We start from the raw sequence: 13,034 nt of genomic DNA, 5'->3' as shown, positions 1-13,034 counted from the left end.
AGGGACTAAAATACTATTTTGCCTGCACTAAAATATCCGGATAGTCAGAAATAATACCATCAACATTTAAAGCTTTTAATTTTTGAATATCAGCTAAAGTATTTGCTGTCCAGGGAATAATTTTTACACCATCAGCATGTGCTTTTTTCACCAATTCTTCATTTACCATTTGCCATAACGGGCTTAAAATAAATGGCTTATAACCCAAATCAGCAATATTTTCTTCATATGTTTTTTTATTGGCCACCAAAAAAGATGTTTTCATTTTTGGATACTTTTCATGGATGATCTGTATTGTTCTTTTATCGAAAGATTGGATTACAACAAAATCAGTTACCTTTTTCTTAATTATTACTTCCATTAAAAGCTTAACAAATTCTTCAGGTTTAGGGTTGGTAATTCCATCACCGCTTTCGCTGCATTTGGTTTCGATATTATAAAAGAACTGCTTCCTTTTATTGGCTTTTATATCCTGCTGAACGGCATCAATTAAATCAGCTAATAATGAAAGATGCGTTTTTTCTTTTTTCTGCTGAGGAAACAAATCATAATACTTTGTGCCGATATCGAATTTCTTAATTTCAGCATAGTCCATTCCAAAAATGGGATATTTCTTCGCATCTGTTGTTGGGATATCTTTACCATCAGGGCTTAGCATAAATGCAGGACTTAAATAATCATCATGGGTAACCACTACTTTACCATCTTTTGAAATATGAGTATCCATTTCAAGTGTGGTAATGCCATCAATTTTCATGGCATTTAACATTGCCAAAATTGTATTTTCGGGCATTAGTCCTCTTCCTCCACGGTGCGCTTCTGCACTAAAAGCAGGGAATTTAACTTCCTGACTAAATGATTTAGCTGCAAATGCAGAAAATAAGATAAAAATTGTTGTTGTTTTAAGTTTCATATTTAGAATGGATTAAGCTTTAATTTCAGCTTCAAATTTTTCTCCGAAGCGATCGGTAGCCACAACTTTAACTTTTTTTACTGATGGTTCGAAATGTGCCATGAATAAATGATCAGTAGACCTGGGCTCTACAAATGGCCGTGGATTTGGTAATTTATCTCCTTTATATAGTTTAACCGCTAACGGATCATACCCATCTGTTTGTGCCAACACACCCATTGCTTTACCATCCAAGTAATATTCTACTTTCCATTCGGGATCATAATTCCAAACATTGGCAATTAATCTCTTCTGATTGGTAAGTGTATCTACATAAATATTAAGCTGTTCTTTACGGTTTCTGCCTGTTGATTTATAATACCATTTTAAATTGGTACCGTCTACTTCATAAACACCATAACCTCGAGGCGTTCCATCCTCACAAATTGGGCCTGTCCACCAGCCACCACAAACAGTTCCGTGATTATGTTCATAAATGCCGTTTTTGATTACATTTTTATTAAAATGTGTATGGCCCGACATAATGTGAACGTTTTTAAAATCTTTTAATACTGCATAAAAATCTTCATTATTTTTAACCGAATTGTGCACCGGAATGTGCAGACAAATGATCAATAATGAATCTTTTGGCACCAACTGAAGATCTTTCGCCAGCCATTCGAGTTGCGTTGGGGTAATGTAACCATCGTAAGTTCTTTCTACACCCAAATAACGAACATCATCTAAAACAACGTAATGGGCTTTCCCCCTATTGAAAGAATAATATGTTGGTCCGTAATGCGCCTGAAAGGTACGATCTGAGGTATCATCTCCCCCTTGTCTGTAATCCTGATCGTGGTTTCCCAATGCCTGGAAAAACGGGATTCCGATATTAGCAATGGCTTCATCGTATGCAGGAAAAAGGTCGAAATTATCCCAAACTAAATCGCCAACACCAATTCCATGGACTGGTGTTTTACCCATACTTTTTACCACTTCTCTTGTATCGGGAACAGAAGTTTCCATCATCTGCTGAACATCTTTTTTGTTCTTCACCTGCGGATCTGCCCAAATGATAAAATTGTGTTTATTATCGTTCTGTTTTAAAGGTTTAAGGTCGAAGTTTAATTTGCCAGCTGTATCTGGTTTATAATAATGACGTGCTATACTGCTTTCTGTTTTAAATTCGTAACCAGATGGTGTACTGATCCAAACAAAACGGGCAAGTTCATGCAATTGGATTTGATAATTGCCGCTTTTATCTGTTTGTACTACACTATAGCCATCCGAAATTACCACACCAGCTACAGCTTTACCTTTACTGGTTACGGTTCCGCTTACCAATCCATCAACAGAAAATAAGGATGATGGAAAAGATTTTAAGCTGATGAAGATTGTTGAGGTTAATAAAGTAGATTTTTGTATGAATGATCTTCTGTTCATGATTTTTTAAGGATATTAAATCATCGTATTAAATTCTATAATATAAAGAAGGCCAGTACTTGCTGGCCCTCTCACTGTTTTTACTTATTTATTAAAGTGGTAACGCCACCTGTTTCGATTGCACTGAGTACAGAAGTATTGGTTAAAGGAACGCTTGTCATAGTTCTAACCGATTCCCAGCCGCCTTTGGTGGCTTTGTAAACGCCTCCTAATTTTGCAAAACTTGTTGCTGTTGGAAAACCAGCAAAACGTTTAGAAACATCATTGGTTCCTTTTCCGTAATACTCCTGAGGAACTTTTCCTGCATAGGTGGCAAATTTATCGGTAATGGTAATCCTCAATCCATACTCTGGCGGACCGGCAGTATAAAAACTTCCTTTATCGCCTCCATAAAAGATAACATCTAAAGGTGTTGAAGCTGGAGTTACATTTGTACCTTCAAATAATGCGATACCGGCAACATTACCGCTATTGGCCAACAGGTTACCTGTTTTATCGCCAATACCATTAGCACCTGCTAACACGCTATAATCTAAACTGGCTATCCATTTTGAAGCAGGTATAACTGTTGAGGCTGAGCCATTAATACGTTGACCTGCGCCTCCAACATAGAAAAACTCACCTTTTTTTACGGTTCCGGAAATGAGGTTAAACTTGTAGGTTCTTACGCCGCCTGTATTCCATCCTAACGTAGGGAAAGAAGCTGCACCGGCATTATTACTCGTATACACTGAGAATGGAGTTACTGCAAAATCAATATCCCTTGTAGCTAAAAACTGAATATATTCATAATTACCATCCGTAACATTTGGATCTACATCGAAGCCCGAAATAATTGCTGGTGATAGTTTAGGCATAGGAACGTAAAAGAAGTCATCAACAGTTCGCATCCGGTATTCGATCTTCTTCGAAGTTCCTGTTCCTGTAACGTAAACAATGCCTGTAAAATTTCCTGAAGGTTGTACAATTGCATTGGCGAAAGTTGCATTGGTACTGGTACGCAATGTTGCCAGGCCGAAACCGTCGTTTAATATTTTATCTCCAGAATATACCACATCGCTTGCAGGTTCCGGATCATAAACCGCATTGTTAATTGCAACCAGCGTACTTTCATAACGATCTGGATTGGCTAAAATAGCACTCGTATTTGCTGCCTGTAATTTAATTGTTCTTCCTGATGCCACTTTGGTTATCGCCGAACCCGTTAAACCAGTGATTTGTAAAATGCCATCAACCCTTTTTAATACTCCTCCATCCAATTTAATGTGCAGTGAATCTCCTGGAATAAAATTTGCCGCCGCAGTTCCAAGATTGAATGAAATCCCTCTAAGCGAATCTGCAGTACCGTTAATGCGGCTGTTTTGCAAAGCAATTAATCCTGTTACCGAATTGCCCGATCTAAAATCAGAAACCACCACACCTCTTATGCTTGTGGCACCACCTATAGCATCTGGATTAAGTGAAAGATCCGAGCCTTTATAGTATCTCCTTAAATCAAAGTTAGAAATGAAACCACTTTCAGAAAATTTATATTTATAGTCATCATCTCTTTTACAACTTGCGTAAACAACTACAAGAATTGCAAGCAAGAAAAAATATTTTAATTTATTTTTCATCGTCAATAATATTTAAGGTTTTTGCCACCACATTAAAGTGTTTACATCATCCGGACCTTGAGCGGCCAAAACGTTTTTATAGTTGGTAGGGTTGGTTGATTGTGCAAGTATAGGATAGTATAAACGAACCGGCATTTTGCCACCATTTAATAAACTTGATCCTTTCGGAAGCAACGGATGGCCTGTTCTTCTATATTCGAACCATTGCTGAAAATCAACCAAAAAAAGTGCATAATATTTTTGTAAGTGAATTTGTTCGAGTTTGCTGTTTGCACCTGTTGTTTTACTATCCAATGGCAATGCATTATTCCAGCTAAAATCACCTTTTAAAGCATAATTTCTTACAGCTGCATCATTACTGTTTGCATATAAAGTTGGCAACCAATAATTAATTCCATCGGCTACACCTTTATAATAATAATTTTCACCCGTTCCATTAATCCAACCTTTGGCAGCTGCTTCAGCTAAAATAAAATCAACTTCAGCCACGTTCATTATCACACCTGTTGATGCATCTGTTTGTAAACTTGTGGGGTTACCCGACTGTGCATCTGAATAAAAGTAAGCTTGTTTTGCCGGTGCCCCGCTACCTATTGGATAAGCACTCTGTACACCAATATATCCTGCCGGACCAGCAGCTATGCTCCACCTGTTTACCCCATTTTTTCCAAGATTTGGATCTATCCTTGGATCGTTCCAACTGGTAAGGTTATTCATAAAAAAATCAACAATGGCCGAACCCCTGAAATCCGCTGGCCTAACGTTTACCATAAATGGAGACGAATAAACCGCAGTACTGCTATTTGTACCATTCCAAAGAATTTTAGCGGTATGTGTATTGTCAGTCATTATTGGATACTTGGCAGGGTTGGTATCAACAATTTCTTTAATTTTTGCAATGGCCTGAGCACTTGCTTCTGCCTTGCCAGAAATACGTAACAGCAGCCTTAAGTACAGCGAATTTCCAAATCTGCGCCATTTACTAATATCTCCGTTAAATACCGGATCACTGCTTGCTTCAATTTTCTGCCCCGCTGTTAGCAATGTATTGGCTTCTTCCAGTTTGCTTAATAGTGATGCATAAATATCTTTTTGCTTATCGAATGCTGGCTCCAGCACTCCATCTCTACCTTGATTTGCCTGGGTGTAAGGTACATCTCCGTAAGTATCGGTTAGCAATTGCATTGTCCATGCTTCTGCAATTCTCGAAATTCCCTGATAGGAAGTATTAATCGCACCTGGTTTACTGGCAATTGTATTGATATCTTTAATGTTAGTCAATTCAGAATACCATGAATTCCACATTGCGTCAGATAATTGTCTTCTGATATCATAGCGGTAGATCCTACCTTCCAGTACCTCATCCAATGTAGAAACCGTAACCTGCATCAGTTCATTGTTAATGGTTCTGTTGCGGATTAAGTTTGCACTCAACACATTGGTTAACGTAGGTGCCAGCAATTTATCTGCGGTAACTTCTGGCACACCTATTGGATCGGTATTAATTTTATCGAAATCTTTCTTGCAGGAGAAAAATGAAGTCCCCATCACCAGTAAGAAAGCATAACCTGTAATATTTTTAATCTTTTTCATTTTCTTATTAGTTTATACCCACTACTAAACGTGCACCAAAAGTTCTGGTTGATGGCAGTTGTCCTACCTCAAAACCTTGTACAATATCGTTGCCCGACAGTGTACCAAACTCCGGATCGAAGGCAGGCCATGGCGACCAGGTGTACAGGTTACGGCCATACACGCCTATGGTTATCCTGCTCAGGCCTAAGCTAGAAACCAATCTTTTTGAGAATGTATAATTAATATTAGCCTCTCTGAATTTTAAATAATCTGTTCTAAATGTACTTCCTTCTGCATTGGTTGAGCCGTACATGGCTTCATAAAATGCACCCACATCAGTTGCAACTATGGTATTAGGACTATAAGTAACACCATCAGGATTTAACATTACACCATCCCCGATTAAACCGCCGTACCTTCCCGGTAAGGTTAATTTCAATTTACCAAGGCCGGCCATTCTTGCAAAGGTTAAAGAATGGGCAAAAGCACCAAGTTGTGCATCAAATAAAACATTGGCAGCAAAGCCTTTATAAGTTACACCAGTACCAAAGCTAAATCTGAATTTAGGCATAGTATTACCCAGGTATTTTAACTGGGTTTGATCTGGAATGGCTTTACCCGTATTGTCGAATATTACTTGTCCATCAGGTGAACGCTTTAGGCCAAAACCATAAATATCGCCTAAACTACCTCCTACATTGGCTACGATTTGAGTACCTCCAATTGGGCCGGTACGCAATATCACTGAGCTATCTGCAAGTTCTTTAATGGTGTTTCTGTTTGCTGAAAAAGTTCCGTTAACCGTCCATTTAAATGATCTGGTTTGCAATGGTATTGCGTTTAATGACATTTCCAAACCTTTGTTATCTACTCGTCCTGCATTGAATACGGCAATAGAATAACCAGTTGCACGATCAATTGAGCGACTTAATATCTGATTTTTTGTATTTCCGGTATAAGCGGCAAAATCAAAATTCAATCTGTTTTTAAACAATTTTAATTCCGCACCCACTTCAATTGTTGTGGTAGATAATGGCTTTAAGTTATTGTTTGGGAGTACACTTGGGTTTGTCATTGCACCGCCAGGATAAATTCCGTTTGCGGCAAGGGTATAGTTATATGCAGTTCGGTATGGTGTTGTACCTCCACTACCCACCTGAGCAATTGATCCGCGAAGTTTAAAATAGCTAATTTGTGAAGGCATTTGCCAAAAATCGGAAGCAATGAAAGATAAACTTGCAGATGGATAGAAGAAACCCACATTATCGGTACGTAACGGAGATGCCAAAGTACTGTTCCAATCCTGTCTGCCTGTCAAATCCAAAAACAAATAATTTTTTAGTGAAAGCGACATTGTACCGTACAAACTGTTAATGTTAAAACGGGCAGTATCCGGAACAGAAATCAGTGGATTTTGATTGTTTTCTAACCTGTAATCTCCCGGAACAACCAATCCATCAGCACGCAATTCTGATTTGTTGTATCGATTTCTCAATTGGCTACCACCTACTGAAGCAGAAAGTTTTAAATCCTTAGATAAATCTTTATTGTATCTTAATAAAAAGTCGGCATTTACTTCATAAGAATTTATATCCTGAACACGAAAAGATCCCTGAGCAAATTTCGCTCCTGCAGCATCCCACGGACGCTTAGTTTCGCGGATATCATGATTATAATCAATAGAAGAACGCACAAGTAAACTTAAATCATTGGTAAACTTGTAAGTCGCCTGGATATTACCCAAAATACCATTTCTTCTCTGTCCGTTTAAATATTGTTCAGAAATTGCATAAGGACCTTCTGGAAAGCTGGATGTTAAATCAACAAATTTCCGACCTTCCTGTCCGGCTACCCAATAGTTCTTAAACCAATCCAAATTCATGTTTGGATGCGCAAACATAAACCAATACATTAACGATTGATTACCATAACCGGTTGCTGGTAAATTATCACTATGCCTATTATTGTAGTTGGCTTTAAAAACAATGTTTAGTTTTTTGGTTATGTTACTATTTCCAGATAGCGCAAGGGAAGTACGCTCTAAATTTGTATTGGGAACAATCCAATCATTGTTGCCATGGTTTGCAGTAAAACGTAACCCTACTTTTCCAGCGTTTCCATCTAATGTTACAGAATTGGTAGTTTCGACACCTGTTTTGAAAAACGCATCCAAAGCATTTGGATAAGCCACCCAAGGTGTACGGGTGGTGCCCCCTTTTTGTGTAGTTGGATCATATTGAAAAAACATGCTCGTGCCATCAAACCTCGGTCCGTAGGTAGAACTAGTTGCATGGGTATCGGCACCATCGGCATTGGTTCCAAAACTGTAATAGCTTGCACCACTTACGCCTGCTCCATACTCTTGCTGAATATCCGGACCTCTGTTAATTTGCTCAAATGCTGTATTGGAAGTAAACGTAATGTTAAACTTTTTTTTGCTGCTGCCAGCAGATTTAGTGGTAATTACAATGGCTCCATTTGCTCCACGCTGGCCATATAGTGCAGATGCCGCAGGTCCTTTTAATACGGTTACATTCTCAATATCGTCTGGACTTAAATCATTCAGCGCGCTTCCAAAATCTGTAGGCAGAATATCTCCTGATGTACCATAAACGCCTCCACCTGTTCCGGCTGTACGTTTAGCACTGCTACTGGCAACTACACCATCAATTACAATGAGCGCTTCGTTATCGCCGGTTAAATTATTTTCTCCCCGAAGGATAATTTTATTGGATGCAGCCAAACCGCTGTTACGAACCAGGTTTAAGCCTGCAACTTTACCCGATAAAGCATCAGTCCAGTTGGTAGAAACCGCATTGGTAAATGCAGAACTATCTAAAACTGCAACTGAGTAACCCAGTGCCCGTTCAGAACGTTTAATACCAAGGGCCGTAACCACAACATCATTTAAAGCACTTGTAGAAGATTGTAACCTTACCACAGCATCATTATCGTTGTTATTAAAAACTTTAGCTAAAGTTTTATAACCCACCATATTGTACAAAATGGTTGTTCCCTTAGCAACACTGATTGAGTAATTTCCTTTCTCATTTGTTACTGCCAAAAACTTCTTATTGTTATCGGTGATGGTAGTACCAATTAACACCTGTCCATCCGCATCATCTAACACAGTACCTTTAATAACAATTTTTTGGGTTGGCGTTTGTGCAAAACCTTGGTTTATGCAAACCAATTGTAATACCAATGCAAACACTAAAATACTAAAGCGTTTTAGCCTACCTTTAAAAAAAGGGGTAATTGTTTTAAAGCTATCGGGATTGCTTTTCTTTACATGCAGAACGCACTGATACCACGAAATCTGTTGAGTAAAATTTTTAATCATAATTATTTATATATCCGGTTAGTAATAGGGTTCATAATTTCGATTTATTTCGACCGGATTTGCGGGCAAAGTAAGTCTGTTTATGTTAAAACTATGTTAAGTAAATATTAATGTATTAAAAGCCTCACTAAAATGTTGCGTTTAGTTTAATTTTACTTATTATAAGTTTCGTTATATAAAATTATAAAAACAAATCGAAACAAAAAACAATAAAACACACGAACAGCAAACATTCAATAACTGAATGATTAAAAAGACAGAATTAAAGATGATTGAAGAAAATCCGGAAAAGATATTTTGAAAAGGATTAAATAGAAATCAGCCAAATAAGAGTGTTTAAAGCAATAAATTTGATCTCAATGCATCAATATAAGTTAAGCTAACCAACACGCGTAATAATTTCATTACACATCAAATAAATACGCATCTATATAATGCAACAAAACGAAACAGCATCTTGTAACAATAATGTATAAATTAAAATCGAAAGCTAAAGAAATAACACTAACGGGCTTTTACATACTCAAAAACATGTTTCATGTAAAGTTTACGTAAAGAGAATGCCCGCTCAAGTGTAATTAAAATAATAACGGGAAATATTAAAAAACCAAGTAGATTATAAGTGTAAAAAAAGAAGCCAAATATTAAGATCAGCCTGAAACATTCCAGGTAATAAATCCATTTGCGCTGCTCTAACAGTGCGCCTATATTTATAAGCGTAACCAAAATAAATATAAGGATCGCAACCTTGTTTACTGGTGTTAAAAAGCCATAAAATAAAGTTGCTGTAGTAAGCATGGCCACCACAATAAACAGCTGGATATTTAAGTAAATTTTAAATTTAGGTTTGGCCACTTCCTGCTTTTTGTTCTGATAATAGCGCGCTTCTAAAATTGGCCGGATATTCTGATCCATCAAAGCCGGACTACCAAAAACGGCATCCCATTTTGCTTTAAAACCATTCGCACGCTTGTAAGCCTCTGCAATTTCGAGGTAATAATGAAAATGCTGCCATAAAAAACTATAACTTTTAATGGGATGTGTTAAACCATATTTCGGAGCTTCTTCTTCCTTTTGAAAAGTACCAAAAAGCTTATCCCAAAACACAAAAACATCTCCATAATTTTTATCCAGGTATTTCTCATCAGAAGCATGATGAACGCCATGTAAGGAAGGTGTAATCAGTATGTTTTCCAACCAGCCCAGCTTCCCAATCAATTGGGTATGGGTAAAAAAAGAATAGGCTCCATGTGCCAATAGTATGGCAATAATCATATTCGGATGAAAGCCGATCAATGGAAGAATACACCAGAATACATTCCGAAAAATAGCCTGGATAGTGGTGATTCTTGCTGCTGCCGATAAATTAAATTCCTCACTTTGGTGATGCACAATATGTGCTGCCCATAAAAAGTTAATTTCATGCCCCAACCTGTGGTACCAATACCAAACCAAATCTGTAGCCAACAATAGCAATATCCATACGTACCATTTGGTGCTGATATCAAAAATGGCATAATTGGTGTAAACCCAGTTATAAGTCTGATAAAAACTGGCTGCAATAAATAAATTCAACAACCTCTCGGCAATCCCTACACTAAAATTTGCTACCGTACTTTCATATTTAAATACCTCTGCCCTTTTTTGATGCCGGGCTATTTTAAACTCTATAAATACAAAAATAAAAAACGCCGGAATAGCGAATGCAAGGTAATTTACCGTCATAACAACTTTGGTCTAATTTTAGTTTAACGGAACAAACTTAAATATATTCTATTAAATACATAGATTTTATAGAATATATTATTACACATAAATTACTTCGATAGTGATTTAATGTTTGTCGTTTTAATTTATTTGTAGAACTTCGAAATTATAAATACACTACTATGGCTGAAAAGAAAAAAGCTGAAAACAATATATTATCAATCGATATTGGCGGCACAAGCATTAAAACGGTTCTTTTGGATGAAAGCGGAAACATGCTTACCGAATATATAAAAAGTAAAACTCCGCCCGAAGCTACACCTAAAGACATTGTTTCTGGTATTGTTGAACTAATTGCCCCCTTTCCGAACACCTACAACCGTGTTTCAATCGGTTTTCCTGGCTATGTAAAAAACGGAATAGTTAAAACCGCTCCAAACCTGGCTAAAAATAAATGGGCTGATGTAGACCTTGCCCAACGCGTGGCCAACGAACTGGGCAAATCGGTACGGCTGGTAAATGATGCCGATCAGCAAGGTTTGGGCGTTGTAGAAGGTAAAGGTTTTGAAATTGTGTTTACAGTGGGTACCGGTTTTGGTACTGCATTGTTGTTTGATGGAGAATTGTTGCCACATTTAGAACTGGCACACTTGCCAATTAATAAGGATGAAGATTACGATGATTATATAGGCAATAAAGCTTTCGAAAAAATCGGTTCAGAACGTTGGAATAAAAGGCTTAAAAAAGTAATCGAAATCTACAAAACAGTTTTTAATTACGATACCTTATATATAGGTGGCGGTAATTCTAAACAGATAGATTTTAAACTGGAAAGCAATATTAGAATTGTAACCAACAGAGATGGAATTAAAGGTGGTGCCAAGCTTTGGAAACTGGCCGATAAGTACAACATCTTCACTGTTGAGCCTGAAAAATAATTGATCTTTATTACAATCTTTTAACAACAATATCTGCAATATTAATTTGTAAACCCTAATTTTGGGTGCAACCTAAAAAATAAAAAATGGCAAGTAACGATTCAAAAAAATATAAATTGGGAATGATCGGTTTAGGCACAATGGGCCGAAACTTATTGTTAAACATGGCTGATAAAGGCTTCTCTGTAACAGGTTACGATAAAGACAGAAAAATGATCTCGAAACTTGAAGAAGAAGGCAAAACGCACAATCTGGAAGGATTTGATGATATTGAAACTTTTATTGCAAGCTTGCAAACGCCACGTACACTGATTTTACTGGTGCCTGCCGGACCAATTGTTGATAGTGTTATTGCAGAATTAAAACCATTGTTAAGCAAAGGCGATATTATCATTGATAGCGGTAACTCTCATTTTACCGACACCAACCGCCGCGTTGATGAACTGGAGAAAGATGGTTTGCATTTCTTCGGCATGGGTATTTCTGGAGGTGAAGAAGGCGCACGTTTTGGTCCGAGTATGATGCCAGGTGGCGATAAACAAGCTTACAATGTAGTAAAAGATGTTTTTGATGCGGTAGCAGCAAAAGTTGGAACCGATCCTTGCGTAACCTACATTGGCCCGGGTGCTTCCGGTCACTTTGTTAAAATGGTACATAATGGAATTGAATATGCCATTATGGAACTCATTGCCGAGGTTTATGGAATCCTGAAAAATGGTTTAGGCTATTCCAACGATGATATATACAAAGTATTTAAAAAATGGAACGAAGGCAGGTTGCAATCTTTCTTATTAGAAATTACTGCTGAAATTTTTGTTTTTAAAGATGCAGAAACTCAAAATGATCTTTTAGATCAGATTAAAGATGAAGCCCGCTCAAAAGGTACCGGAAAATGGACCTCAGAGGTTTCAATGGAACTTCAATTGCCAATTCCAACCATTAACGAGGCTGTTTCAAACCGCGATTTATCCAAGTTTAAACAATTAAGGGTTTCTTTAGAAGAGGCTTTTGGCAAAAAAGATACCCAGATAGCAGTTACCATTGAAGAACTTGAAGATGCGTTTTACTTTGCTATGATCAGTGCCTATGCGCAGGGTATGCACTTATTGGTTCAGGCTTCAAAAGAATATAAATACGATTTACAGTTACAGGAAATTGCAAAAATCTGGCGTGGTGGCTGTATCATCAGGGCCAAATTTTTAGAAGATATTTATCAGGCTTACGAGAAAAACAATTCATTAGAACATTTATTCGGTGATGCTGGTATTCAAAACATCATTAAAGGAACATTAAGCGGCACACGCAAAACAATCGGTGCCTGTATCAGTTCTGGCTTAGGTATTCCTGCATTTGCATCAACCCTAACCTATTTCGATACCATTACCACAGGCCGCATGCCTTCTAATTTAATCCAGGCACAAAGAGATTTCTTTGGCGCACATACTTTTGAGCGTATTGATAAAGATGGTGTTTTCCATGCTGACTGGAATAAATTATCATAACCCTAATAGATTCACGAA

Annotated in this window: 8 protein-coding genes; 2 read left to right on the top strand and 6 right to left on the bottom strand. The window is 37.4% G+C overall.

The genetic code is table 11. From position 1 onward, the window contains the following. Window positions 1–13: 13 nt before the first annotated feature. The 6 genes from ASE74_RS20855 to ASE74_RS20830 form a co-directional block, all read right to left on the bottom strand. Window positions 14–913 carry a glycerophosphodiester phosphodiesterase family protein gene (locus ASE74_RS20855; protein WP_055913488.1) on the bottom strand — a complete coding sequence of 300 codons (900 nt, stop codon included), beginning with the start codon at window positions 911–913 and terminating at the stop codon, window positions 14–16. Window positions 914–925: 12 nt separating this feature from the next. Then, a complete protein-coding gene (locus tag ASE74_RS20850) occupies window positions 926–2,335 on the bottom strand; it encodes a calcineurin-like phosphoesterase family protein (protein WP_055913486.1) in 1,410 nt (469 codons plus the stop codon). A gap of 80 nt (window positions 2,336–2,415) precedes the next feature. Further along, a complete protein-coding gene (locus ASE74_RS20845; protein WP_055913483.1) occupies window positions 2,416–3,951 on the bottom strand; it encodes a DUF5689 domain-containing protein in 1,536 nt (511 codons plus the stop codon). 12 nt (window positions 3,952–3,963) lie between these two features. Continuing rightward, the gene (locus tag ASE74_RS20840) at window positions 3,964–5,544 is read right to left on the bottom strand and encodes a SusD/RagB family nutrient-binding outer membrane lipoprotein (protein ID WP_055913480.1); all 1,581 of its coding nucleotides are present in this window, start codon (window positions 5,542–5,544) and stop codon (window positions 3,964–3,966) included. Between the two features lie 7 nt (window positions 5,545–5,551). Next, a complete protein-coding gene (locus ASE74_RS20835) occupies window positions 5,552–8,869 on the bottom strand; it encodes a SusC/RagA family TonB-linked outer membrane protein (protein ID WP_082458883.1) in 3,318 nt (1,105 codons plus the stop codon). A 504-nt stretch (window positions 8,870–9,373) separates the two neighbouring features. Beyond that, complete coding sequence (locus tag ASE74_RS20830; RefSeq protein ID WP_055913477.1) at window positions 9,374–10,594, bottom strand: sterol desaturase family protein; 1,221 nt, start codon at window positions 10,592–10,594, stop codon at window positions 9,374–9,376. A gap of 164 nt (window positions 10,595–10,758) precedes the next feature. On the opposite strand from ASE74_RS20830, the gene ASE74_RS20825 reads away from it, so the two are divergent. Both ASE74_RS20825 and gndA read left to right on the top strand, forming a co-directional pair. Further along, window positions 10,759–11,514, top strand: a complete 756-nt coding sequence (locus tag ASE74_RS20825) for an ROK family protein (protein ID WP_055913474.1) — start codon at window positions 10,759–10,761, stop codon at window positions 11,512–11,514. 86 nt (window positions 11,515–11,600) lie between these two features. Continuing rightward, window positions 11,601–13,016, top strand: a complete 1,416-nt coding sequence (gndA, locus tag ASE74_RS20820; protein ID WP_055913471.1) for an NADP-dependent phosphogluconate dehydrogenase — start codon at window positions 11,601–11,603, stop codon at window positions 13,014–13,016. Window positions 13,017–13,034 lie beyond the last annotated feature (18 nt).

The sequence above is a fragment of the Pedobacter sp. Leaf216 genome (assembly GCF_001421515.1).
Taxonomy (GTDB): domain Bacteria; phylum Bacteroidota; class Bacteroidia; order Sphingobacteriales; family Sphingobacteriaceae; genus Pedobacter.
The sequence above is the reverse complement of the archived record's forward strand: the minus strand, read 5'-3'. Positions and strand labels throughout refer to the sequence as shown.

Coding starts and splice junctions, on each gene's coding strand:
- gndA (WP_055913471.1), top strand. CDS start 11,601: ATGGCAAGTAACGATTCAAAAAAATATAAATTGGGAATGATCGGTTTA.
- ASE74_RS20835 (WP_082458883.1), bottom strand. CDS start 8,869: ATGATTAAAAATTTTACTCAACAGATTTCGTGGTATCAGTGCGTTCTG.
- ASE74_RS20825 (WP_055913474.1), top strand. CDS start 10,759: ATGGCTGAAAAGAAAAAAGCTGAAAACAATATATTATCAATCGATATT.
- ASE74_RS20845 (WP_055913483.1), bottom strand. CDS start 3,951: ATGAAAAATAAATTAAAATATTTTTTCTTGCTTGCAATTCTTGTAGTT.
- ASE74_RS20855 (WP_055913488.1), bottom strand. CDS start 913: ATGAAACTTAAAACAACAACAATTTTTATCTTATTTTCTGCATTTGCA.
- ASE74_RS20830 (WP_055913477.1), bottom strand. CDS start 10,594: ATGACGGTAAATTACCTTGCATTCGCTATTCCGGCGTTTTTTATTTTT.
- ASE74_RS20840 (WP_055913480.1), bottom strand. CDS start 5,544: ATGAAAAAGATTAAAAATATTACAGGTTATGCTTTCTTACTGGTGATG.
- ASE74_RS20850 (WP_055913486.1), bottom strand. CDS start 2,335: ATGAACAGAAGATCATTCATACAAAAATCTACTTTATTAACCTCAACA.